This is a genomic window from Kurthia senegalensis (assembly GCF_000285595.1).
GTDB classification, from domain to species: Bacteria; Bacillota; Bacilli; order Bacillales_A; family Planococcaceae; genus Kurthia; species Kurthia senegalensis.
In genome coordinates, this window is the sequence record NZ_HE611065.1 from 305,536 (window position 1) to 330,380 (window position 24,845).

General features: G+C 38.5%; 16 protein-coding genes and 3 pseudogenes. All 19 read right to left on the reverse strand.

Translation table 11 applies throughout. The annotated features are described in order from the left end of the window. Positions 1-2: 2 nt before the first annotated feature. The 19 genes and pseudogenes from KSHG_RS06865 to KSHG_RS16320 all read right to left on the reverse strand — a co-directional run bounded on the left by KSHG_RS06865 (position 3) and on the right by KSHG_RS16320 (position 24,816). The gene (locus KSHG_RS06865; protein WP_010303729.1) at positions 3-1,772 is read right to left on the reverse strand and encodes a replication initiation and membrane attachment family protein; all 1,770 of its coding nucleotides are present in this window, start codon (positions 1,770-1,772) and stop codon (positions 3-5) included. 26 nt (positions 1,773-1,798) lie between these two features. Beyond that, complete coding sequence (gene nrdR, locus KSHG_RS06870) at positions 1,799-2,287, reverse strand: transcriptional regulator NrdR (protein ID WP_010303730.1); 489 nt, start codon at positions 2,285-2,287, stop codon at positions 1,799-1,801. A 196-nt stretch (positions 2,288-2,483) separates the two neighbouring features. After that, a complete protein-coding gene (locus KSHG_RS06875; RefSeq protein WP_010303731.1) occupies positions 2,484-3,500 on the reverse strand; it encodes a glyceraldehyde-3-phosphate dehydrogenase in 1,017 nt (338 codons plus the stop codon). A 151-nt stretch (positions 3,501-3,651) separates the two neighbouring features. Further along, positions 3,652-4,253: pseudogene (coaE, locus tag KSHG_RS16310) on the reverse strand (dephospho-CoA kinase). A 12-nt stretch (positions 4,254-4,265) separates the two neighbouring features. Then, entirely contained in the window at positions 4,266-5,138 is an 873-nt protein-coding gene (mutM, locus tag KSHG_RS06885; protein WP_010303734.1) for a bifunctional DNA-formamidopyrimidine glycosylase/DNA-(apurinic or apyrimidinic site) lyase, read from the reverse strand. A gap of 12 nt (positions 5,139-5,150) precedes the next feature. Then, positions 5,151-7,775 carry a DNA polymerase I gene (gene polA / locus KSHG_RS06890; protein ID WP_010303735.1) on the reverse strand — a complete coding sequence of 875 codons (2,625 nt, stop codon included), beginning with the start codon at positions 7,773-7,775 and terminating at the stop codon, positions 5,151-5,153. A 184-nt stretch (positions 7,776-7,959) separates the two neighbouring features. Further along, the gene (pnpS, locus tag KSHG_RS06895; RefSeq protein ID WP_010303736.1) at positions 7,960-9,477 is read right to left on the reverse strand and encodes a two-component system histidine kinase PnpS; all 1,518 of its coding nucleotides are present in this window, start codon (positions 9,475-9,477) and stop codon (positions 7,960-7,962) included. After that, complete coding sequence (locus KSHG_RS06900; protein WP_010303738.1) at positions 9,477-10,184, reverse strand: response regulator transcription factor; 708 nt, start codon at positions 10,182-10,184, stop codon at positions 9,477-9,479. The genes pnpS and KSHG_RS06900 overlap by 1 nt, the downstream gene beginning before the upstream one ends. A gap of 49 nt (positions 10,185-10,233) precedes the next feature. Continuing rightward, positions 10,234-10,674, reverse strand: a complete 441-nt coding sequence (locus KSHG_RS06905) for a MaoC family dehydratase (RefSeq protein WP_010303740.1) — start codon at positions 10,672-10,674, stop codon at positions 10,234-10,236. A 199-nt stretch (positions 10,675-10,873) separates the two neighbouring features. Further along, positions 10,874-12,137, reverse strand: a pseudogene (gene icd, locus KSHG_RS16315) (NADP-dependent isocitrate dehydrogenase). A gap of 130 nt (positions 12,138-12,267) precedes the next feature. Next, positions 12,268-13,386 carry a citrate synthase gene (gene citZ / locus KSHG_RS06915; protein ID WP_010303745.1) on the reverse strand — a complete coding sequence of 373 codons (1,119 nt, stop codon included), beginning with the start codon at positions 13,384-13,386 and terminating at the stop codon, positions 12,268-12,270. Positions 13,387-13,849: 463 nt separating this feature from the next. Continuing rightward, positions 13,850-15,607 (reverse strand): pyruvate kinase, encoded by a 1,758-nt coding sequence (gene pyk, locus KSHG_RS06920; RefSeq protein WP_010303747.1) that lies wholly within the window; start codon positions 15,605-15,607, stop codon positions 13,850-13,852. Positions 15,608-15,629: 22 nt separating this feature from the next. Next, the gene (gene pfkA / locus KSHG_RS06925; RefSeq protein WP_010303748.1) at positions 15,630-16,586 is read right to left on the reverse strand and encodes a 6-phosphofructokinase; all 957 of its coding nucleotides are present in this window, start codon (positions 16,584-16,586) and stop codon (positions 15,630-15,632) included. A gap of 190 nt (positions 16,587-16,776) precedes the next feature. Next, positions 16,777-17,730 (reverse strand): acetyl-CoA carboxylase carboxyl transferase subunit alpha, encoded by a 954-nt coding sequence (gene accA, locus KSHG_RS06930; protein WP_010303750.1) that lies wholly within the window; start codon positions 17,728-17,730, stop codon positions 16,777-16,779. Next, on the reverse strand, positions 17,723-18,586 hold the full coding sequence (accD, locus tag KSHG_RS06935) for an acetyl-CoA carboxylase, carboxyltransferase subunit beta (protein ID WP_010303752.1): 864 nt from the start codon (positions 18,584-18,586) through the stop codon (positions 17,723-17,725). The genes accA and accD overlap by 8 nt, the downstream gene beginning before the upstream one ends. 15 nt (positions 18,587-18,601) lie before the next feature. Further along, positions 18,602-19,234, reverse strand: coding sequence for a FadR/GntR family transcriptional regulator (locus KSHG_RS06940; protein ID WP_010303753.1), 633 nt, complete (start codon positions 19,232-19,234; stop codon positions 18,602-18,604). Positions 19,235-19,355: 121 nt separating this feature from the next. Then, positions 19,356-22,454, reverse strand: coding sequence for a DNA polymerase III subunit alpha (gene dnaE, locus KSHG_RS06945; RefSeq protein ID WP_010303755.1), 3,099 nt, complete (start codon positions 22,452-22,454; stop codon positions 19,356-19,358). Between the two features lie 17 nt (positions 22,455-22,471). Further along, complete coding sequence (locus KSHG_RS06950; protein WP_010303757.1) at positions 22,472-23,401, reverse strand: DHH family phosphoesterase; 930 nt, start codon at positions 23,399-23,401, stop codon at positions 22,472-22,474. 105 nt (positions 23,402-23,506) lie between these two features. Then, a pseudogene (locus tag KSHG_RS16320) lies at positions 23,507-24,816 on the reverse strand (DRTGG domain-containing protein). Between the last annotated feature and the right edge of the window lie 29 nt (positions 24,817-24,845).

Below are 24,845 nucleotides of genomic sequence, written 5' to 3' on the forward strand. Positions count from 1 at the left end.
ACCTACCCCTTTTTATACCCTAAACGTGCTAATAATTTTTGACGTTCTTCTTCTAAAGAAGGGTCAGCTTCTTTTTCTTCCGTCTCTTGATGTTGTTTGTGAACCCCTTCTTTATACCACGAAGGCAATTTTGATTCATCAACTTGCGGTTTATTGTAAGCTGTTTTAGAATATTTTTTTCCTTTAGATTGTTGATAATTCATACTGAATTGAAGCGCAGTTTTTGCATCTTCAACCATTTCTTTACGCCAACTTCCAGCGATTGCTTCTAAAAACCCTTTATTTAACGAGCCTGTAAAATGAGCATAATGTGCCAAAGCATTCATTAATTCATTCGTATATTCGTAATGTTGCTGGAATTCTTCTACAACACGTACAACAGAAGTAAACGGTTCTTTCCCATCATTTAATATTTGTAAAAATTCGAGCGGTTCGGTTTGTTGCATTAGTTCGACTACAAGCGTTTGTAATTGTGGTTCTGTATAGGCGGGATCTTTTAAATGATCAAGTAAATAAAACGTACCAGCCGCTGCTTTGAGTAGTTTGAACTGTTCATGCATCTCTTCTGTCGCCACAATTTTTTTGCTTTGTGGTTGCGTGCTTCGATGTTCAAACTCTTTCGCAAGTTCCATCGCCGCTTCGGCTGTTTTTACACCGGTATTACGCCAATGACTCGCAATCGACTCTACATACTTTCGATTTAATTTCCCTTCATTTCGTAAATAAACGTAATGAAGTAATACGTTAACGACTGGTGCAGACATCCCGTAATGCAGAACGAGATCTTCCGCAAGTTCTAAATCTTTCGGAAACGGCACATTGCCATCTGCAACACTCGTTAATACGTCAATCGGTGATGATTCATTAAACCACGTAATCAATTCGTCTCGCTTCGTCATTTGTTTTTCCGTTGAAGGTCGTTCTTTGTTCTTTTCTACCTTTACGAATTTCTCCAATGATGGCGGTTCTTTTGATGTGACCATTTTATAAAAATTAGAGGCTGATTTTTTAAGTTTCTTTTCAGAAACATGCATCGTTTCATCTAATGACATCATTAAAATTTGCTGCATATCTTTCGGTGATAATCGATATAAAAACGCAAGTTTCGCAACGAGTTGTTTCACTTCCGTCGTCAAAATAGACGTCGGAATCAATTGTTCGGACAGCCCTTTTCTTAATGCGTCAAAATCAAAGCCTTGTGCATCAAATGGAATGTCTTTCGGTTTTTCGACGGACAGTTTCATTTGCAAATCATTCGGTGGCATATGTTGTTGTACAGGTTGATACACGTCCATAAACGTACGTGAGACGTCAGTATACCCTTCTGTTGTCGACCCTTTCACCATGAAACGTTGGCGCAAGGCACGATACGCATGCTCCCCAATTTTGCTATACAAAAACATCGATAAAATCGGGTCATCAAAAAATAATTTTGCCTCAAGTGGCGGTAACACATCATATATAAAATAACGCATAGCGTCTTCTTCTCTACGCCAGCTTCGTAACAATCCAATCGCTTCAAGTGCAATACGAGATTCAAAAATTTTAGCAATCGGCATATCAAGTGCATTCATCAAATGATAGTGCGATAAATTTGCTGCTTCCATATCTTCCCCTTCAGCCCATAACATAAAATAAAGACTCACAGCATCTGGTCCAATTAGTGGTTGATATAAAAGTGTAATCATTTTGCGTTCATAACTTGATAGTGGAAAGGGAATACGAATTGACAGTCGGTCAACCGGTTGCAACTCTCTATATAAATTTACCAACGTAATCCAACCTCCTTCACTTGCACTTACTCTTGATCCGAATCTTTCAATTGTGTTCGTTTTTGATTTTCTAACAACTCATGCATTTCTTCTAAAAATACATTAATATCTTTGAACTGACGATAAACAGACGCAAATCGAACGTATGAAACTTCATCGATTTCTGCAAGACGTTCCATAACCATCTCACCTACATCTTCAGAACGTACTTCTCCGTTGCCCTGTCTACGCAATTCTTTCTCAATATTAAATACGAGTGTTTCTAGTTCTGAAAGTGGTACGGGACGTTTTTCGCAAGCACGAATTAATCCACGTAACACTTTTTCATGACTAAATTCTTCACGAGAACCGTCTTTCTTCACGACGACTAATGGCATTTCCTCCACTTTTTCAAATGTCGTAAAGCGATAATTGCATGATTCGCATTCGCGACGGCGACGAATCGCTTTATTATCGTCTACTGGACGGCTATCAATTACTTTCGTTCCATTATATTGACACGCTGGACATCTCATAATTTTCTACTCTCCTGCAACTTACTTTATAGTTAATACATTATATCAAAAAATGGACGGTAAAATCGAATCTACTCCGTTTTTCCTCTAGAAAATAGTCAAAAGCTTCAGAATACCTATTTCTACACAAACGAAAAGCACGGTAGAAGCTTCTACCGTGCTTTTTTCTAACACTTCTATGTGTCATTTGAAACAATTATGCGTTAACTGCTGTTAAATTAGCAATGACTTTTTTCGTTAAATCTACTACGCGAGAAGAATAACCCCATTCGTTATCGTACCACGCTAAAACTTTCACTTTTTTATCGCCCATTACCATCGTTGTTAATCCATCGATCGTCGCAGAAGCTGGGTTCGTATTGAAGTCACTTGAAACAAGTGGTTCCATTGTGAAATCTAAAATGCCTTTTAAGCTACCTTTTGAAGCTTCGATGAACGCTGCATTCACTTGTTCAGCCGTTACAGATTCATTTAAATCTACAACTAAGTCTACTAATGATACGTTTGGTGTTGGTACGCGAAGTGCCATACCGTGAAGTTTTCCTTTTAATTCTGGTAATACGAGTGTTAATGCTTTCGCAGCACCTGTTGAAGTTGGAATAATTGACTCTGCACATGAACGTGCACGACGTAAATCTTTGTGTGGATTATCAATATTTTTTTGATCATTCGTATAAGAATGCACCGTTGTCATTAAGCCATTGTCGATGCCAAATGTATCGTTTAACACTTTTGCAACTGGTGCTAAACAGTTTGTCGTACATGAAGCATTCGAAATAACGTCATGTTTTGATAAATCAAGTTGTTCATCGTTAACGCCCATGACGATCGTAATATCTTCATTTTTACCTGGTGCTGTTAAAATAACTTTTTTAGCACCCGCTTCTAAATGTTGCGCCGCTTTTGAACGTTCGTTAAATTTACCCGTTGCTTCAATGACGATATCAACATTTAAATCTTTCCAAGGAAGCGCGATTGGATTACGTTCCGCAACTAATTGTATGCGCTTACCATTTACGACTAAGAAATCTTCTCCTGTTTCTACAGTACCGTCAAAACGACCATGAGTTGTGTCGTATTTAATTAAGTGAGCTAAAGTTGTCGCAGGGTAGCTTGCATTAATAGCCACAATGTTCAAATCTTCTTGCATCGCCTTTCTAAAAACCATACGACCGATTCGGCCAAATCCATTAATCGCTATTGAAACTGTCATTATATAAATCCTCCTAAAAGTGAGTTGTTTTTAATCAATCATCTTATTTGCAATTAGTATAGCACATTTACTCAAAAGTAAAACCTTTTTTCCATCAAAATGAAAAAGATTTTATTTTCTGACTATTTTTATATAAAAAAACAAGAGCTTTTTATAGCTCTTGTTCTACGCCCCACTCTTTTAAAATATGGTGTAATTGTCTTTCAGTAGACGCTAAATCTGTATTGTTATAAATGACTGCATCTGCACCTTTTTCTTTTACCGAAATCGGCAATTGCGAACTAATTCTCGCTTTTGCCTCTTCAAAAGATAATTGATTTCGCTCCATTAATCGAGTGAGCTGATTTTCTTCTGTAACGGATACGACTAATATCCGATCAACGAAGTGTTGCAGCTGACTTTCAAACAACAAAGGAATGTCCATCACGACGTTTAAAGCCCCGTTACTAAGGTATTCATCGCGTTGTCTCAACATTTCTTTTCGAATAGCTGGATGAATAATATCATTCAATTGCTTTCTTTTTTCGGGTCATGAAAAATCAAATCCCCTACTTTTTTACGATCCATTTGACCGTCTGGTAAGATGATTTCTTCTCCGAATGCTTGCGCAATTTGTTGCAATGTTTCCGTTCCTGGCTCTACGACGATGCGTGCCACTTGATCGGCATCTACAATCGGTAATTGTAATTTTTCAAGCATTTTTGCTACGGTACTTTTCCCGCTTGCAATACTTCCTGTTAATCCAATAATCAAATTAAACTCCCCCTACTTTTGACAATTCGGACAGTAAAATGAATTTCTACCTGCGATAATTTCTTGTTCTGTATTAGTATGACACATTGGGCATTTTTTCATCCCATACATTTGTAAACGGGTTTGCATACTCCCTGCTTCCCCATTAATATTTCGATAATCGGAAATAGAAGAACCCCCAAATGCGATACTTTCTGTTAGTACTGCAACAATTTCTTCAAATAGTTGTATCAGTTGTTGCTTGCTTAATTGGGACACTTTTCGTCCAGGAGATATTTTTTGTTTGAACAACGCTTCGGTCGCATAAATATTCCCGCAACCACTCACAATATGTCCATCCATTATAACCGCTTTAATCGCCTTATTTTGATATTTTTTCAAAGCACATTTTTCTAAAAAATACGGCAAAGCTTCTTGTGCAAACGGCTCTGGTGCCATCAAAAGAAGTGGTGGGTATTCTGTTTGATTATTTAATAAGCGTAATTCGCCAAATCGACGAATGTCGGCATAAATTAGCCACTCATCTTCCCCTAATTGTAATTGCACGTGCATATGACGGTGGAATTTTGCTTCGGTAACATCATCCGGATGTTTCACATAAAACCAAGCACCTGACATTCCTAAATGATTGACGAGTAATTGCTTTTTATTATCTTTAATGACTGTAAAGAAAATATACTTCGCATGACGCTCGATTCGCTCAATCTTCATTCCCGTCACTTGTTCGATAAATGCATTTGTTTGTAACCCTTTAATAATGCATTCCTTGCCTGCTTCTTTTGATTGTTGAATCGTATTTGAAACGATTACGCGTTGGATTGTTTTACCTTCCACTTGAGGTTTTAACATTCGTACAACGCCTTCTACTTCTGGTAATTCTGGCATTCCGTCACTTCCTTATTTCGCTTCGTACCACGTATCACCTATTGCTGCATCCGCTTTTAAAGGTACGCTTAATTCAAGCGCACTCTCCATTACTTTCGGTACGAGTTGTTGCATTGTTGTCACTTCTTCCGGTGGCACTTCGAAGATCAGTTCATCGTGTACTTGTAATAACATTTTTGAACGTAAGCCTTGTTCTTTCAATGCACGATTCATTTGAATCATCGCTAGTTTAATAATATCCGCTGCCGATCCTTGAATCGGTGTATTCATCGCTGTTCTTTCTGCAAAACTACGCACGTTAAAATTACGGCTATTTAAATCTGGTAAATAGCGACGACGATTTAATAATGTCGTAACGTAGCCTGCTTTCTTCGCCTCTGCTACGATGTTTGTCATATAGTCTTTTACACCAGGAAAACTTTCAAAATAACGTTCAATAAAGTCCGCTGCCTCTTTACGTGTAATCCCTAAGTTTTGAGACAATCCATAATCACTAATACCGTAAACGATACCGAAGTTAACGGCTTTCGCTTGACGTCGCATGTTCGGCGTCACCGATTCTTTTTCTACACCAAAAACATCCATTGCTGTTTTCGTATGAATATCAAGATCGTGTCGGAACGCATCAATTAGATTTTTTTCATTTGCCATATGTGCTAACACGCGCAATTCAATTTGAGAGTAATCGGCAGAGAATAGTTTCCAACCTTTTTGACTCGGAATGAACGCTTGACGAATCTTTCTACCTTCTTCTAAACGCACAGGAATATTTTGTAAATTAGGATCTACTGAGCTTAAACGCCCTGTTGCCGTTAATGCTTGTTGATAGCGCGTATGAATTTTATGATTATCCGGATGAACAACTTTTAATAGACCGTCAATATACGTTGATTTTAACTTTCCTAACTGACGGAACGCTAAAATATAATCAATCACTTCATGTTCAGGTTGTAATTTTTCTAGCACGTCAGCAGCTGTCGAATACCCTGTCTTCGTCTTTTTAACGATCGGTAATTTTAGTTTTTCAAATAGCACGACACCTAACTGCTTCGGAGAATTAATATTAAATTCCGTTCCTGCTAATTGATAAATTTTTTGTTCAATCGCCTCTAATTTCGAAGTAAGTTCTGTTCCCATTTCAACGAGACGTTGTTCATTTACTGACACACCGGTGCTTTCCATTTCACATAAAATGAAAGCAAGTGGTAATTCAATATCTTTGTATAAATCAAATTGTTCTTTTTCTTTTAATGCAGCTTCTACTTGAGATGTCGTCTCAAAAATCGCGACAGCTTTTTGTGCGACGTATTGCGCAAGTTCTTCAATAGGTGGAATTTGGCGTTTTGCCCCTTTCCCGAAGACACGCTCTGCTACCACTAAACTCGTATAGCCATATTGTTTCACAACATCACTCGGATCATCTAAACTTTGTGCAGGTTCATCAATATATGCCGCAAGCATTAAATCTGACGTCACACCGTTAAGTGTTAGTCCATAGCGTTGTAAAGCAGCTTTTTGTGCTTTTACATCAAATACGTATTTTTCAATTTGCTCATCTTGTAAATACGTTTGAAGTGTTGTTGATTTCATCGCATCTTCCATTTTCATAAAATAATGTGTCTTATTGTCCGTCAAACTAATCCCCAATAAATCACAGTCATGATAATGTTCGTTATCTAATTCCGCATGTACTGCCATCGGTGTCGTTACTTCAGGAAATTCCGTTACAATTTGCACATCTAAAGCCACTTCTTGCTCTGCCTCCGCTACTTGTAGGTCACTTTTCTCAATCAATGACTTAAATGATAGTTCACGCCACAATGCAAACAATGCATCTGCTTCAGGTTCTGTCCATGCTAAATTTTCTATTTTCACATCGATTGGCGCTTGGCGATTAATCGTTGCAAGTTCTTTACTCATCTTCGCCTGTTCTTCATTCGCACGCAGTTTTTCTTGTAGCTTGGCCCCCTTCACATCATCGACATGTTGGAAGACATTTTCGACTGATTCAAATTGTGTTAACAATTTAATAGCCGTCTTCTCTCCAACACCTGGTACACCTGGGATATTATCTGAAGAGTCGCCCATTAACCCTTTCATATCGATAATTTGTAATGGTGTTAATGAATACTTTTCAAAAACATGTTGCGGCGTATATTTTTCAATATCCGTCATACCTTTACGTGTAATATACACCGTCGTATTGTCTGAAGCTAGTTGCGTTAAATCTTTATCGCCTGATACGATAATCGTTTGTAGATTTTTGGCATCTGCTTCTTTACTAAGCGTTCCGATAATATCATCCGCTTCGTACATTTCTAGCTCGTAGCGTTGCATATTGTATGCATCTAACAGTTTACGTAAATACGGAAATTGTTCCGATAATTCAGGTGGTGTTTTTTGGCGTCCACCTTTATACTCGCTGTATGTGCTATGGCGGAACGTCGTTTTCCCTGCATCAAATGCCACTAAAATATGCGTCGGCTGTTCTTCTGCTAAGATTTTTTGTAGCATCGTCGTAAATCCGTACACTGCATTCGTGTGAATCCCTTGATCGTTCGTTAATAATGGCAAAGCAAAAAACGCTCGATATGCTAAGCTATTTCCGTCTAATAATAGTAATTTTTCTTTTGTCATCGATTCGCACCTCTTTCTTATATCTTTATTATTTTACCATGAAGGCATAAAAAAAGACCGCTAGAAACACAACTTCTAGCGGTTCAAACGTTTTTTACATTCGAAATAAGGATTTGAAATAGGGGTATACGAATACGATACCATGCTTCTTTAAAGCGCATATAAAGGAATTGTAAATGTATTGTTAAGCTTCTTTTTTAGGAAGTAAAACACGCATCGTCGTTCCGATGCCTACTTCACTTTCCACTTGAATTTTGCCGTGATGAATTTCGATTAAATGCTTCACGATTGCGAGTCCTAATCCAGTACCTCCTGAATTTCTACTACGCGCACGGTCTACACGGTAAAACCGTTCAAACACACGTGGAATTTCTTCTTTCGCAAGACCAATCCCTTCGTCTCGCACTTCAAGCACCCCGTACTTATCTGTTTCAGACAAAGCGAGCGTTACTGTCGTTCCTTCTGGCGAATAATTGATTGCATTAAACAATAAGTTCACAATGACTTGCATTAAACGATTGGCATCTCCTAATACGATCACTTCGGACGATGCTTCAATACGAAGTTGCATTTGTTTTTCTTCTAATTTTTGTGAAGACATTTCACGAGCTTGCGTCACTAAATCATTTAATTTCGTCGGTAATACGTCTAATTGGAACCCATGTTTTTCGAGTTTCGACAGTTCGAGTAATTCATTTACTAACATTTGAATACGATTGCTCTCTTTGTTCATAATTTCTAAAAACGTTAGAAGTGTATCTTCTTCTTTATAAGCACCATCTAATAACGTTTCAGAAAAACCTTTAATAGACGTAATCGGCGTTCTTAATTCATGTGATACGTTCGCTACAAAGTCTTTACGTACTTGCTCTAATTTTTTCAACTCCGTAATGTCATGCATAACGATTACGACACCTAACCAATGACCATGTTCGCCAATAACTGGCGCCCCGTACACTTCAACGTGATGAACTTGATGATCAAAAGATAATTGAATTTGCTTACGATACGATTCTTCTGTCATAAAAACATAATCAACAAATTCTTCAAGTTCATTAGGTAACCCTAAATCTCGAAATAATTGTGCTGAAACAGTCGCCGCATCTTTTTCAAATAAATCGAGAAACACTTTGTTAACGATAGAAATATCGCCTTCTCGCCCAATCATAATTAATGCGCTGCCCATATTTTCAATTAACGTTTTTAATCGTTCTTGTTCAATTTCACGCGTCACAATCATTTCTTGTAAATTACGCGCAAGCACATTTACTGAACTGCTTAAAGAAATCGTCGATACGTCATTCGATTCGAATGCCCTCGCTCTATAATTCCCTTTCGCTAATTCAAGCGCCGTATGCGTCACATGGTCTACAGAAGACGTCACATTATGTAAAATGCGATCTGTGACGAACAGTAAAATAAGCCAAGACGTAATAAAAATACCAATATAAACAACCCAAAAATAAAACGTCAGCTCTGACGACACGTCCATTTTTTCAATCAACTTCGTTAATTGCTCTTTTCCAGCGTCATTCAATTCATTTCCTTGAATCATCGCTTCTAGTTGTTGATTTATTTTCTTTTCAAATTGTGTCGTCGTATAAATAGGTAAAAGCTGCCCGACGACAAAAGCTAGACTCGCTAACACCGTCGCATATAAAATACCAAAAGTCGTCAATAAACGAATACGCATCGACTTCATTACACTTTTGGCTCCTCAAATTTATACCCTAAACCACGAATCGTTTTAATAAATTTCGGTTTACGACTATTCTCTTCTATTTGATCACGTAGATGACTAATATGAACGTCCACAATACGCGTATCTCCTGCAAAATCATAATGCCATACAGCACTTAAAAGTTGATCGCGTGTCAGTACACGATTTTTATTTTCTAATAAGTAGACGAGTAGTTCAAATTCTTTCGGTGTAAATTCGAGTACTTTATTTTCAAACATTGCTTCAAAACGATCTGGATAAACGACTAAATCACCAATATGATAAATTTTCTCTCCATCTTGGTCAGATGCTTTTTCTAACGTTTTCGCACGACGTAATACAGCTTTCACACGCGCAACGACTTCTCTTGGGCTAAAAGGCTTCGTCATATAATCATCTGCACCTAGTTCTAATCCGAGTACTTTATCAAATTCGTCGTCTTTTGCTGTTAGCATAATAATCGGAATATCGATTTTTTGAATACGTAGTTCTTTACAAACTTCCATACCATCTAATTTTGGCAACATCAAATCAAGCATAATTAAATTCGGCTTTTCAGTAATCGCTACGTCTAATCCTTCTTGCCCATCATATGCTTGCAACACTTCAAAACCAGCTTGTTTTAAATTGTATTGTAATAACGTTGAAATCGACACTTCATCTTCTATAACTAAAATTTTATTTGACATCTTTTTTCCCTCCATAAATGTTCATTTGAAACCCCCATCTCAAATTCACTCATTTAGGTGGTATAGCAATAACTGTTCCCGAAATAACGAGTTCATCTGTAGAAAGATTGCGCCCTTCTACATGAATCGTTACACCGTGAATCGATTCTCGTTTATCAATAACACGTAAAACGATATGTATCGTTTCATAATGATGAACGACAGAAGGAAATTGTAATGTCAATTCCCGAATATGAGAACCTGCACCAGGTAAATATTTCGAAACGGTTGATGTCACCATTCCAGAGAGCATAATTGTCGGTACGATTGGTCTTTCAAATTCTGTTTGTTTCGCGTAATCATGTTGAATAAATAATGGATTATTATCATTCGTTAACCCTAAATAAAGAAGCAATTGACGGTCTTCAATCTTTTCCGTTATTTGAATTGAATCCCCAACGTCTATTTCTTCAAAGGTTTTGCCTGTTCGACTGTTTTTTCCGACTTGCACAGGATCTCCTCCTTCATGCTACTTATGTTAATAGTAGCAATAATCGCTCGAAAAATCGAGAAACTTTCATGAAACAACGCAAGAAGTCGAATTTATCATTTCTAATTAAAAAACTGCCCTCACGTAAAAACGTAAAAGCAGTATAAAATAGCAATAAAAAAAGAGATGGAGCAATGCTCCATCTCTTTTATATTAGAAATTAAAGGTTTTTGATTAATTCGTCAGCGAACTCAGAACATTTAACTTCAGTAGCGCCATCCATTAGACGAGCAAAGTCGTAAGTTACAACTTTAGAAGCAATTGTTTTTTCAACTGATGCAGTGATTGCGTCAGCTGCTTCTTGCCAGCCTAAATGTTCAAGCATTAATACGCCTGAAAGTAATACTGATGATGGGTTTACTTTATCTTGACCAGCATATTTTGGAGCAGTACCGTGAGTAGCTTCAAAGATAGCGTGACCAGTTACATAGTTAATGTTAGCGCCTGGTGCGATACCAATACCACCAACTTGTGCAGCTAATGCATCAGAGATATAGTCACCGTTTAAGTTCATTGTAGCAACTACATCGAACTCTTTAGGACGAGTTAAGATTTGTTGTAAGAAGATATCAGCGATAGAATCTTTAACTAAGATTTTGCCTGCTTCAATTGCTTCAGCTTGTGCTTTATCAGCAGCTTCTTTACCTTCAGCTTCAACGATTGCATCGTATTGAGCCCAAGTGAATACTTTATCGCCGAATTCGTTAGCAGCTAAATCGTAACCCCATTGTTTGAATCCACCTTCAGTGAATTTCATGATGTTACCTTTGTGTACTAAAGTAACAGTTGGTTTGTTGTTATCGATTGCATAGTTGATAGCAGCGCGTACTAGACGTTCTGTACCTTCTTTAGAAACTGGTTTAATACCTAAACCTGAAGTTTCTGGGAAACGGATTTTGTTAACACCTAGTTCAGTTTGTAAGAAGTTTAATAATTTCTTTTGTTCGTCTGAACCGGCTTTGTATTCGATACCAGCGTAGATATCTTCAGTGTTTTCACGGAAGATAACCATGTCTACATCTTCAGGTTTTTTTAACTGGAGACGGTACGCCTTCGAAGTGACGTACAGGACGTAAACATACATAAAGATCAAGAGTTTGACGTAATGCTACGTTTAATGAACGGATACCGCCACCGATTGGAGTTGTAAGAGGACCTTTGATTGCGATAAGGTATTCATTGATTTTGTCTAAAGTTTCTTGTGGTAACCATTCGCCAGTTTGATCGAATGCTTTTTGACCAGCTAAAACTTCTAACCATTCAATTGATTTTTCACCATTGTAAGCTTTTTTAACAGCTGCGTCGATTACGCGTGAAGCTGCGTTCCAGATATCAGGACCGATACCGTCACCGATGATGAATGGGATTGTTGCATTATTTGGTACGTTTAACACACCATTGTTTTCCATAGTAATTTTTGCCATGTAAATTTGCGCCTCCTAATAATCATACTCATAGGCTTGATTCATATAGAACCAAGCCCAATGATACTAACATTATATCATACAGTTGCTGTTGAAGCATTTCGTATTTAAGCGGGAATTCGCTCAGTTATTAGCGTTCTTCAACTGCAACGTATTTTTGTAAACCAGCAGGTCCTACGTACTCAGCACGTGGACGGATTAAACGGTTGTTTGCATATTGTTCTAAAATGTGTGCAGACCAACCAGCAGTACGTGATACTGCGAATACTGGTGTGAATAAATCATGTTCGATTCCTAATGAATCGTAAACTGATGCTGAGAAGAAATCAACGTTAGCTGGTAAGTGTTTTTGTTCCCAAATCATATCATGAATTTTAACTGACATATCGTAAAGTTCTGGTTTACCAGTTAATTTAGTAAGTTTTTCAGACATTTTACGTAAGTGTGGGGCACGAGGGTCACCAGAACGGTATACGCGGTGGCCGAATCCCATGATTTTAACTTTGTTGTCTAATTTATTTTGAATGTAAGATTCAACGTTGTCTACTGAACCAATTTCAGATAACATTTTCATAACTTGTTCGTTTGCGCCACCGTGTAAAGGACCTTTTAATGCGCCGATTGCAGCAGTAATACCTGAGTAAATATCAGATAAAGTAGCTACACATACACGTGCAGTGAATGTAGATGCATTTAATTCGTGGTCAGCATGAAGAACTAAAGCTTTGTTGAAAGCTTCGATTTCGATTGCTTCTGGTTCAGTACCTTTTAGCATATATAAGAAGTTAGCTGCGTAGCTAAGTTCTTTTTTAGGTGCAATAGGTTCTTGACCATTACGTACACGAGCAAAAGTAGTAACAACTGTACCAATTTTAGCTTGTAGACGGATTGCTTTACGGTAGTTAGCTTTTTCTTCCATAACGTCTGCTTCGTCATCGAAAGTTCCTAACATTGAGATTGCTGTACGTAGAGCAGCCATTGGATGCACTTGATCAAGTGGCATTGATTTGAATAATTCAACGATTGCAGCTGGAATTTCCATGTTATCTGCTAATTGTTGTTTTAATTCTGCTAATTCTTGAGCATTTGGAAGACGAGTGTTCCAAAGTAAGAATACCACTTCTTCAAATGATGCGTTTTCTGCTAAATCGTCGATAGAGTAACCTACATAAGTTAATTTGTCATCGATAATTGAGCTTACTTTTGTTTCTGCTGCTACGATACCTTCTAAACCTTTTGTTGATGCCATAGTAATATCGCTCCTATTCATATCATAAGTATTTGTAATAAATTTCCCATTTTAGAGAAATTCATCACCCCAAAAAATTATATGATTCTATAAGTAAATCGCTTACATGAATTATTATAATCAATTTTGACGGCTTTGTGAATTAAAAGCATTCATTTAATAAGAACTACGTTTTTAATAGAAAATAAAAAACATTAAATACAAAATTTCCACAATTTCAACAAGACTTTTTATTTCATTTTTCATAATTATCTCATTTACTTACTTTTTTTGGATTTTATTTATCATTTCAGTTGAGAAGGTCAGACTTCTAATAAAAGAAATAATTTGCTAGTATGTTAAACTTTTCGCTCGATATAACTTATTAATTCTCTTACAACTAAACTATTTCGCATAAAAAGAAACCAAAAGCGAATTCCCAATCGAAATCGGAATTCGCTTTTTTTATATAATATTTCACTTCTTATAGAATGCTTGAATAACCGTAATAAATAACCCCGGATGTCGCATCCATTGAAATTTCTTGACCTTGTTCAATTAATTTCGTTGCATCTTTCACCCCAACAATTACCGGAATTCCTAAAGATAAACCGACAACTGCTGCATGAGATGTTAGACCGCCTTCTTCTGTAATAAGGCCTGCACATTTTTCGACTGCTGGCATCATGTCACGATCTGAGCCCACTGTTACAATAATACGACCTGTCGCATCTGTTGCTAATGCTTCTTCTGCATTTTTCACGACTAGCGCTTGACCGTTCGTAGCTGCTCGACCGATTCCTTGACCTTTCGTCAACATATCACCAATGACATGTACTTTCATTAAGTTTGTCGTACCCGCTTCCCCTACTGGTACGCCGGCTGTAATGACAACTAAATCACCGTACTTAACACAATTACTTTCCAATGCTTTTTGTACAGCAAGTTCTAGTACTTCATCTGTCGCTGTTACTTTCGGTGCCGTAATCGGATTCACACCCCAAACAAGTGTTAGTTGACGACTCGTAACTTCTGAAGAAGTAACAGCAACGACTGGTACTCCTGGGCGATATTTAGCAATCGCACGTGCCGTTGCACCACTTTCAGTAGGAGCTAAAATAGCTGAAACTTGTAAGTTTAATGATGTGTAAGCAACAGATTGTGCAATCGCTTCTGTCATCGTAACACCTTGTTGTTTACTACGTGCACGAACGATTTCTTTATGATTTAATGTGTCCTCAATACGAGAAGCAATTTTATGCATTGTTTGAACTGCTTCTACCGGATACAAGCCAGCAGCTGTTTCACCTGAAAGCATAATAGCATCCGTACCATCTAAAATAGCATTCGCTACATCACTTGCTTCTGCACGAGTTGGACGAGGATTGCGTTGCATAGAATCTAACATTTGAGTAGCTGTAATAACTGGTTTCCCCAATTTATTACATTTATGAATTAAATTTTTTTGTACGACTGGCACTTCTTCAGCTGGAATTTCAACACCTAAATCACCACGAGCGACCATTAATCCATCTGAAACTTGTAAAATTTCATTGATATTATCGACGCCCTCTTGGTTTTCGATTTTTGGAATGATGCGAATTTCTGCATGATGGTTTTCAAGTAGTTGACGAATTTCTAATACGTCTGACGCACGGCGCACGAATGAAGCCGCAATAAAATCGACCCCTTGTTCGATACCGAATTCAATATCAGAAGCATCTTTTTCTGTAATACCTGGAAGTTGTACAGATACACCAGGGACGTTTACACCTTTTTTATTTTTCAATGTACCCGCATTTTCTACAACCGTATGAATTAATCCTTTGTCTGTTTCTTTACCTGTAACGTGTAATTCAATCAAACCGTCATCTAATAAAATAACTGAACCTTCTTCAACGTCTTCAATTAATTTTTCATACGTAATTGAAAAGACTTCTGTCGTTCCAAGAACTTCCGTCATCGAAATATCGATTTTTTGACCTGTTACTAAATCAATCGCATCGTTTTCCATATTGTGCGTACGGATTTCAGGACCTTTCGTATCAAGCAAAATGCCGACGATTTTCCCTGTTTCTTTCGCTGCTTTACGAATCGCTTCGATACGAACAGCGTGTTCTTCATGAGAACCGTGTGAAAAGTTTAAACGAGCAACATTCATACCCGATTCAATTAATTTAACTAACGTTTCGTGGGATTCACTAGCTGGCCCAATCGTACATACAATTTTTGTTTTTCTCATTCGTTGCACACTCCCATATTAATTAGATAGATAATTCTTTTGATAACTTATACATCGCTTCGTCTAACACGTGGACGCTTTCAAACACTTCACTGAAGCTGTAATCGACAACTGATTTGTTTCGGATGCCAATAGCACGTCCACCAATATCTTGCATTAACAATTCTACCGCATGTGCGCCCATCATACTAGCTAAGACACGGTCTCGTACAGTTGGTGACCCACCTCTTTGCATATGTCCCAGTACGGATACATGCGTATCAATTCCTCGTTTACCTAACTCCACTTTTAATTCCGTACCAGACATTACACCTTCTGCTACAACGATAATACTATGTTTTTTACCACGTTCTTTGCCTCGTTGTAAACGGTAAACAATTTCATCTAAATTAAAAGTTTCCTCAGGAATAACAATCGTCTCTGCACCGCCAGCAAGGCCTGTCCAAAGTGCGATATCACCTGCATCTCGTCCCATTACTTCTATAATGAATGTGCGATCATGAGATGTCGCCGTATCACGAATTTTATCGATTGCTTCGATAACCGTATTTGATGCCGTATCAAACCCAATCGTATAATCTGTACCGCGAATATCATTATCGATCGTACCTGGGATTCCTACTGCAGGGAATCCCTTTTCAGTTAAAGCAAGTGCGCCTCGATAAGAACCATCACCACCAATGATAACAAGTCCTTCGATACCTTCTCGTTTCATTTGATCGATTGCTTTTTGTTGACCTGATTCTTCTTTAAACTCTAAACAGCGTGCTGAATGCAGCATCGTTCCCCCACGTTGAATAATGTCACCGACATCTCCTAGTTCAAGCGAACGAAACTTCCCTTCAATCAAACCTTGATATCCTTGATGAACACCTACAACTTCTAAATCATGATAAATCGCTTTACGTACAACAGCACGTACAGCAGCATTCATACCAGGGGCGTCGCCACCACTCGTTAAAACACCAATCTTTTTCATGCTTAAACCTCCTGTTCGCCAACTAAACAAAGATTGGCTGAACGGTAGTAAATCTTTACCATTCAGCCTAATGCTATGAGACGTTGAAAGCTTACAACGTTCTTATCAACTATTACATGCATCCGTTGAAAGAAGTCTAACATCTCTTTCTATTTTCTATCATAACGATTTTTTCTCGATTTGGAAACGATTATTGTGCGAAAACACCAATTTTACGATACTTTTCATACCGTTGCTCAATCAATTGTTCGACAGATAAATCGTTTAATTCAGCAAGAGATTGAACGAGTGTAGCTTTTAATCGTTTCGCTTGTTGCTCTGGGTCTTTTTGAGCCCCACCGAGCAACTCTTCAATAATAGAATCAATAATATTCATTTCTAATAAATCTGGAGCGGTAATACGCATCGCTTCCGCTGCTTGTTGTGCTTTCGTCGCATCTTTCCAAAGAATAGATGCCGCGCCTTCCGGTGAAATAACAGAGAAAGTAGAATTTGAAAGCATATGCAAATGATTCGCTACGCCAAGTGCTAATGCCCCACCACTACCGCCTTCGCCAATTACGACACTAATCACAGGTACTTTTAAGCCTGCCATCTCGACTAAATTACGTGCAATCGCTTCGCTTTGACCACGTTTTTCCGCTTCTCCACCTGGATAAGCACCTTTCGTATCGATAAAGCAAATAATTGGACGATTAAATTTTTCGGCTTGTTTCATTAGACGTAACGCTTTTCGATACCCTTCTGGATGAGGCATACCGAAATTACGTAACACATTCTCTTTCGTATCACGACCACGTTGATGACCAATGATTGTAACAGGTTGTCCTTCAAAAGAAGCAATACCTGAAACGATTGCGGCATCATCCCCAAAATGACGGTCGCCGTGTAACTCGATAAAATCATCAAATATATATGAAACGTAATCAAGCGTTGTTGGACGTTCTGCTAAACGGGCAATTTGTACGCGATCCCACGGTTTTAAGTTCGTATAGACGTCTACTTCTAATTGTGCGAGACGGCTTTCTAACGTACTAATTTCTTCTGTGAAATCTAAATTTTCCGTCGTCGTTAATTTTTTTAACTCTTCAATTTTCATACGAAGATCTACGAGTGGTTTTTCAAAAGGTAATCGTTTAGACATGTTGCACCCCTCCATCATGTAACTTCACAATTGTCGCTAATGTTTGGCGCATTTTCGTACGCTCCACAATTGCATCTAATTGACCGTGATCTAATAAAAATTCAGCGGTTTGAAAATCATCCGGTAATTTTTCCCGTACGGTTTGTTCGATCACTCGACGTCCCGCAAAGCCGATAAGTGCTTGTGGTTCAGCAATATTATAGTCGCCTACAGAAGCAAAACTTGCCGAAACACCGCCTGTCGTCGGATGTGTCATAACCGAAATAAACAATAACCCTTTCGAAGCATGTCGTTCTAAAGCTACACTCGTCTTCGCCATTTGCATAAGTGAAATAACGCCTTCTTGCATACGAGCGCCACCACTTGCTGTGAAAATAATAAATGGTACACGCAGTTCCGTTGCTTTTTCAATGGCACGTGTAATTTTTTCCCCAACGACTGAACCCATTGATCCCATACGGAAATGTGCATCCATAATCGCTACGACTACTTTTCGACCTTCTAATAAACCAGTACCTGTTAGTACCGCTTCTGTTAAATTCGTTTTCTTTTGGTCGGCTAATACTTTATCCGTATAACCGGGGAAGTTAAGAGGATTCAACGTTTGAATTGATTCATCCATCGCTTCAAATGACCCTTCATCTAACGTAATAGCCACGCGGTCATAAGCCGTCATTTTATGATGGAAATGACATTTCGGACAAACGCCTAATTCATTATTAAGTTCTGCTTTCAACATAACGTGTTGACATTTTTCACATTTCACCACATCTTGTTGATGACGTAAATCCTCGTGCTTCATAACAAAGTGTTTTTTCTTTTTATTTTTTTTATTAAAAATATCTCGAATACTCATTGTTTCATGGCTCCTTTAAAAGGTTTCCAACCACTGTTCATACGCTGCCAAAGCAGCAGTTGGATTTCCCATCCGTAAGTTGCTTAAAAATTTCTCTAACGATAGTTGCTCCGCATTGGAAGAACGACCTTCATACGGGCGATCCGCAAATTGATTTAAAAGCATCCAAATTTTTAATACGAGTCGATTGTTAGATGTCACGATTAATTCTCGTACCAAATCTTCTCGTTCAATACCTTCACCTGTTATTACTTTATGTAATAAACTTTCCCAAACCGGGAGCTTGCGTAACTGGTCCTCAACGGCAACAGCACAAATGGCATCCCGTTCAAATATTTGCTGTGTTTCAATAACGTGATCCAAATCCCCTTCAGCTGGCAATATAAATTTTGCAAGCATTTGTACGAGTTGATGGTTTCGATAATCCGATAAATACGTACCTCCACCATGCTTCGTTTGAATAAGCCCGAGTAACTCCATACTCCGTAATGCTTCTCGCACAGAAGAACGTCCTACTTCTAGTCGTTCCGCTAACATACGTTCTGAAGGTAATTTACCACCTGGTTTTATTCCCTCATCTTGTATGATTTGTTGCAAGTCATTCACAATTTCTATAAACACCTTTGATTTCGGTTGATTTGTTGACATAAACCTCTCTCCTTAGCAAAAAGCTAACAAAAGTGGTCTGACCACTTTTCATTAGCATACATAATTTCAAACGATTCGTAAAGTAAAAAAGATAAAAAAACTGTGTTTTACACACAGTTTTTTATGACTTACTATTAAATTCTGTTTCTATGATTTGTCGTAACTCCTTCACAATGACTTGTGGCTTACCGTTTCGTACTTCTATTTTTCCTTTAACGATTAAATTTTGATCTTCCTTTAACCAACTTATGACTTGGTTATACGTTCGAGGAAATAACGTTGCATCTACGTGACCATCTTCATCTTCTAGTTGTAAAAATGCCATTGGTTCCCCTTTCTTCGTCCTAATTTGCTTTTTAGAAAGAACATTCCCAACAATCTCCACGAATTCCCCTGCCCGACATTGTGGAATTCGACTAATCGGCAGTACGTGTAAATTGTGTTCCTTTTTCAAAGTTGCAATAGGATGTGGAGATAAATATAACCCGAGCACTTCTTTTTCTAAAGCTAATTTTTCACGTTCTGACATCGGTTCAGCTTTCGCATATTTCGGCGTCCCAAATAAAGCAAAATCATTTAAATCTCCCGCTCCTGAAACGAGATCATTTTGAAGAGACCCTTGTGTAAGTGCACCCTTTAAAGAAGCAAGTAATACACTTCGATCTTTCCCAAATTCATCAAATGCACCCGCTTTAATCAGCGGCTCAAAAGTAGATTCTTTTAATAAAGCAGAAGGGAAATACGTCATCATCGTATAGAGATTCGTCCATTTTCCTTCTCCGTTATTACGCATCCGTTTCAACTCTTCTAAAAATGGAGTCGGTACACCTTTAATCGCCCCAAGCGCAAATCGTACTTGCCCATTTTCAACGCGGAATCCTCGTCCACTTTTCGTAATAGATGGCGGTAAGATGTGTACGTTATTTCGTTTCATTTCTTGCATAATCGTACGCATTTTTTTACTATCTCCTAAAACAGAAGATAGCGTAGCTGCATAAAAATAAGGGGCAAAATTGGCTTTTAAATACGCGAGTTGATACGTGATTACACTGTACGCTGCCGAATGGGATTTGGGGAATCCATAATCGGCGAATCGTACGATCAAATCATAAATGTGATTCGCTGTTTGTTCATCATAGCCTTGCTTACGCGCTCCACCGACAAAATGTGTCCGTTCTTGATCTAATGTTTCTTTTTTCTTTTTACTAACCGCTCTTCGTAATAAATCCGCTTCCCCCATTGAGAAGCCGGCAAATTTAGCGGCGATTTGTAAAATTTGTTCTTGATATACGATAACGCCATACGTTTCCTCTAAAATATCACGTAATGCCTCATGTGGCATTTCGATAGGTTCTTGACCGTGTTTTCGTCTCGCATACACCGGAATAAATGCCATTGGGCCCGGACGATATAGTGCATTAATCGCAATCAAATCCGAAAAAACGGTCGGTGCAATTTCACGAAGTGCTTCTTGCATACCCGTTGATTCTAGTTGGAATACACCGAGCGTATCACCTCTTCTTAAAAGAGCAAACGTATTTTCATCATGAAACGGAATCTTTTCGAATTTAAGCATTTTCCCGAGGTCTGCATAAATCATATTACGGATCATTTCAAGTGTCGTTAAATTTCGAAGGCCTAAAAAATCCATTTTCAATAAACCCATTTGTTCAACTTCTTGCATCGGCCATTGCGTTAAATACATTCCGTCATGACCTTTTTCGATTGGAATCGTTTCAACGAGTGGCGTCGGTGATAAAACAACACCCGCAGCGTGCGTAGAAGCATTTCGAGACAAACCTTCTAGTTTTAAAGCAATTCGAATAATCTCATCATGTTTAGGATGCGCATGTTGCCAAGCTGCTAATCCATCAGGCAATTGCAATGCATCTCGTAACGTTACCCCTTGCTTCGACGGAATGAGTTTTGATACGTCTGAAAGCTGTTGCATCGTTAACCCGTATGTTCTGCCAACATCTCGCAACACAGCTTTCGCAGACAACGTTCCGAATGTAATAATTTGAGAAACGTAATGCGCACCGTATTTTTCTGCGACGTATTGAATCACTTCTTGTCGACGATGGTCTGCAAAGTCGACATCAATATCCGGTAATGTAACACGTTCTGGATTTAAGAACCGTTCGAATAATAACCCGTATTGTAGTGGATCGACTGTCGTAATACGCATAGCAAATGCAACGAGGGAACTCGCTGACGAGCCACGTCCCGGACCTGTTAAAATCCCTTGTTGTCGTGCGTATTCAATATAATCAGCGACAATTAAAAAATAATCGGAATAGCCCATTTGCTCGATAATTCCTAATTCCTTATCCAGCCTTTCTTTATAAGGGGGCGGTACATTTCCTGAAAATTGACGTTGCAAGAAAGCGGTCGTTTGTTGGCGCAGCATCTCCCCCGCTGTCATGCCGTCTTTCACAGGGAATTTTGGCATATGAAAATGAACAGGTGGCATATCGAACTGACAAGCCGTTAAAAAAGATGCCATCGTGTCGAGCCACTCTACTTGATCTTCATAAAAACGCTCAATTTCTTCTGTTGTATGCACGTATTGATGTTTCGTTTCCACCGACTGTTCTCGGTCAGATAACTTCTCACCCCGGTCGATGGCACGTGCTACTTCGTACGCTTGCCAATCTTCTTCTTCTAAAAAAGTGTACCGTTGCGTCATACCAATCGGAATTTGTAATGTTTCACACAATCGCACGACAGCTCGTTCATTCGCACAAGGCTGTCCTGCAGGCCTTTCAACCCCAACGATACAATCTTCTTCAAATAAGTCTCGTAGCACCCTTACATGTTCTTCTGAAAGGTCTTCCCAAGAAGTATGTGATAGTGGAATCAAAATCCGTAACCCTTCTCGGTATCCTTCTAGCCAGCGAAGTGGCAGAACGCCATCTTCTTTTAACGAACTTGCCGAAGAAACTTTCATAATATGTGAATAACCCGTTTCCGTTTTGCTATATAACACTACTTGCCGACGTACATCGCCCATTTGAATGTCTACAGTCAATCCGATTACAGGCTGTTTTCCAGCTTCTTTTAAACGATGCCAAAAAGGCAGCACGCCATACATTTTACTGTTGGTAATTGCTGCCACTTCGACATGTTGTTCGTTCATTTTTTGAATCAATTCATCGATACGAATTGTACTTTGTAACAAATCAGCGGCTGTGACGACTTGTGAATAAACAACTGACATCCGCATCAACCTCTTTTCTAGTTGTCTTTACATAATTTTTGAATCACTTGAATCAGTTCATCCGCTTCTTCCCATGAATAAACAGTAGCTCCTGCCGCAACAGGATGTCCACCGCCATTAAATTGCTTCGCAATCGTATTAATGATTGGTCCTTTTGAGCGTAGACGCACACGGATTTGATTTTCTTCTTCTACGAACATTGCCCAAGCAACAATTCCTTTGGCACTACCTAAAATCGGTACGAGATTATTCGTTTCTTCTACTGTGACACCGAATTGTTGGAGCGTTTCTTTCGTTAACTTAATTGAGGCCGCACCATTTTCGTCCATTTGGAAGTTTTGATAAATGTATCCTTGTAAGTGAAGAACATTTTGTGACACTTCATACATGCCGTTAAACAATGAAGGACGGTCAAAACCGTATTTAATTAATTCTGCAACTGTATTAAATGTTACTTCTGTCGTGCTCGGATATTGAAAGCGTCCTGTATCGCCGACGATTCCTGCGAATAAAAAGCGCGCAGACTGTTCATTCAATTGCCAATTAGCTGTTTTTGCTAATTCGAAAATCATTTCAGAACAAGAACTTGCACTCGTTTGTACCCAACGAAGGTCGCCATAAGGATCTTCATTCGGATGATGATCAATTTTAATAACGTAGGCACCGCGGTCATATCTTTGATCATCGATGCGATCGGTATTTGCTGTATCGGTTACGATTACGAGAGCCCCTTCGAATTGCGCATCTTCTATTTCGTCCGGCTTCCCTAAATAATCTAGTGGCGCGCTATGTTTTCCTGTCGTATAGACGACTTTATCCGGATAATTCGTACGTAAAAGTGTTGCAAGACCTAGCTGTGAACCATAAGCATCTTCATCTGGTCTAACGTGTCGGTGTACGATAATCGTATTATATTTTTCAATCGTATCGATAATTTGTCGTTTCATCTGGCAAGTCTCCCAACTAATCTTTTCTTTCTAGTGTAAAGCATATTGTGCCATTAAAAAAGTAGACAAAATCGAAATTCCGATTTTGTCTACTTTTTCGTTCGATTATCGTTCTAACAATTGGAACGTAATCATCGCTTTACAAACGAGTACATCTTCTGAAAATGCTTCAAAATCCATTTTCACAAACTTACGACTCAAGTTTAAAATACGTGGTACGACGCGAACACTTTTCTCCATTTGAACAGGTTTCATAAAGTAAACGGTCATATTTTCAACGACGCTTTCGCCGCGTTTTGTTTTTTCAATGCTTGTGCGCCCGCTTCAACTAATACCGTTGTAAACGCACCATTCGAAATCGCACCGAATTGATTGGTCATTTGAGGTGTGACTGTAAAATCAACGACCGTATCTGTATAATCATCCGACATTTTGATTTCATTTTTTACAAGATCATCGATTGTTTCACCGTGTTGAGGTTGACGCTGTGCCATTTGAATGGCTTTTAACACGTCTTGACGGCTAACAACACCTTGTAGTTCTCCGTGCTCGTCGGCAACTGGTAGAAGGTCAATTCCTTCCCAAATCATACGATGCCCTGCTGTTGCAACGCTCGTTTTCATCGTTACAGTAATCGGATTTCGTGTCATTAAACGATCAATTGACTCTTCTTCTTGTTTGCCAATCACATCTTTTGACGTCACAATTCCTACAATTTTTTGTTGTTTGTCTACTACTGGATATCCACCGTGCGTCGTTTGAGAATTTAACGAATTAAAATCAGCAACCGTCGCTGTGCTACGTAAATACGATGTATCTTGAATTGGCACGACAATGTCTTCAATTAATAAAATTTCTTTTTTAATTAATTGGTCATAAATCGCACGGTTAATCATCGTTGCGACCGTAAACGTATCGTAACTTGATGAAATAATCGGTAATTCTAGTTCATCCGCTAATGCTTTCGTTTCATCTGTTGCATCGAAACCCCCTGTAATTAATACAGCTGCACCTGCACGCAATGCCGCTTCATGTGTATCACTACGGTTTCCGACGATTAATAAACTACCCGCATCCGTATAGCGCATCATATCGTCCATCTTCATTGCACCGATTACAAATTTCGTTAACGTTTTGTATAAACCGCTCTTACCACCTAAAACTTGCCCGTCTACAATATTCACAATTTCTGCAAGCGTTAATCGCTCAATATTTTCTTTTTTCTTTTTCTCAATACGAATCGTACCTACTCGCTCAATCGTACTAACGAGGCGTCTATTTTCCGCTTCTTTGATGGCGCGATATGCTGTACCTTCACTAACGGACATATCTTTCGCAATTTGGCGAACCGAAATTTTATCACCTACAGGTAAAGATTCAATGTATTGAATAATTTTCTCATGTTTTGTAACCAAAAAAATCACCTAATTTCCAACGTCTTTCT